Source organism: Halomonas sp. 707B3, from assembly GCF_024158645.1.
GTDB classification, from domain to species: domain Bacteria; phylum Pseudomonadota; class Gammaproteobacteria; order Pseudomonadales; family Halomonadaceae; genus Vreelandella; species Vreelandella lionensis.
Genome location: NZ_JAMZBE010000286.1, coordinates 1 through 1,584, shown reverse-complemented (window position 1 = coordinate 1,584; position 1,584 = coordinate 1). Strand labels below are relative to the sequence as shown.

At 38.3% G+C, this 1,584-nt stretch carries 3 protein-coding genes; all 3 read left to right on the top strand.

Annotated elements, in window-relative coordinates; all coding sequences use genetic code 11:
- Positions 1–180, top strand: a 180-nt coding sequence (locus BIS10_RS18675) for a hypothetical protein (protein WP_253507761.1), incomplete at its 5' end; no start/stop codon positions are given.
- Complete coding sequence (locus BIS10_RS19110) at positions 119–400, top strand: tyrosine-type recombinase/integrase (protein WP_392567204.1); 282 nt, start codon at positions 119–121, stop codon at positions 398–400. The genes BIS10_RS18675 and BIS10_RS19110, both read left to right, overlap by 62 nt.
- An 82-nt stretch (positions 401–482) precedes the next feature.
- On the top strand, positions 483–1,262 hold the full coding sequence (locus BIS10_RS18670; RefSeq protein WP_253507758.1) for a hypothetical protein: 780 nt from the start codon (positions 483–485) through the stop codon (positions 1,260–1,262).
- Positions 1,263–1,584 lie beyond the last annotated feature (322 nt).

The window sequence follows — 1,584 nt, the reverse complement described above, 5'->3', positions numbered from 1 at the left end:
CATGGCACTGTCTGGGTGAATGGCGATAATGGCTATATTGCCATGCAGGTCAGTGGGTTAGAAGTGCTTCCGGGGGCCGGTCTCACGGATTCAGGATACTGGCAAACCGTATGTCAGCATTTTCCGCTCTTGGAACACAGCACGCAAAAAAGCCGGACTCGACGATTTACGCATCCATGACCTGCGGCATTCATTTGCGTCCGCCTTGATTAACCAAGGCGAAACGCTATATGCCGTTCAGAGATTGCTGGGACACACAAATGTCACCACTACCCAGCGCTATGCACACTTTAAAGAAAGTACGTTAAGCGCTGCTACTGCATTAGCAGGAAATTTTTACGTTACTGAGATAACGCCCCAACCTTCTGACAAGCCAAATTTACTGTCTAAAGCTGGATAATAGCCAATATTTACTTTTTCGGGTACTACAACGACATCAGTAGTACCCGCAACTACAATAACTGCATGAGATGAAGAACATTATGACATCCACCTCTAACAATAACCCCCATTACGTCAACCCCTATAATTCAAAAAGCCTCAAACAAGGTATTTTAACTTGGGTTAAAAACAAAGAAAGAAATTTTCGCTACTTTTTTTTGCTAACATACGCAAAAAAAGAGTACACAATACTCAATGTTGAAAGAGATTTACAAAACCTTCAATCAAGGTTATCTAATGACATCTATGGCCGTAAAAGAAACATTGATGATCCAGAACAGAATGTCAGTTTCATAGGTTTTATAGAGTCTCATAGCGATGGCAGTTTGCATGTACATGTACTTCTGGAGTCTTTTGGTCAGCATGCACGTAGTGAAATTTATTGCCATGGTAAAAGATACAATTTAAAACGCCAAAAGGATATTTCTAAGCTTATCACACATCACTGGATTAGATTACAGCATGCCAAGCTCCTTAAGCAGCCACACGAATTTTTTGATGCCATAGCTAACAAAATGAAGAGAATGAAAAAAAATAAAAAATTGACGAAGAGAATAAAACAAAAAATTCAGCGAAAAAACAAATGGATAATGAAAGCCATTAGAGGTAATAAAATGAGCACTCTTAAGAAAACAAAACCATCTAACGCTATAAAAATAAATTCGTCCAACATGATTTATTTCAAAAATAAAAAATATATCAAGGTAATAGTGCGTAAAATTCAAGAGCATAGGCGTGCAGGCCTTTATGAATACTTCTGCAAAAAAGTAAAGTACAACTTGGAAGCAGTTTCTTATACAACACTAAGAACAGCTCCGTAAATCTATAAATACTGATATAAAAACATACTAGTGGCTGATGCAAGCTCTTTGATGTAAAAAGTGTTACACTGGATTGAACAACATGATGGAAAGCGTTTAATACATTTGCATATGAACGCTATTAACTAACGAGTTAATCCCATGAAGGCATTGCAATTTGTTTACAACTTAATTTCGTACCAAGGGAAATGATGAAGGTTCCCTTGGCGAAGCCGTGCCAAAAAATGATCCTGCCCAGTAACGGTGGACACCTCAAGAACGTCATACGTTACGATGAGGTGAACCATGGCAAGATCGACAACATCAATGAAGAAAAAATCAT

What these genes read in the sequence shown, in the direction of transcription:
- BIS10_RS18670 (WP_253507758.1), top strand. Translation starts at nt 483, where the DNA reads ATGACATCCACCTCTAACAATAACCCCCATTACGTCAACCCCTATAAT.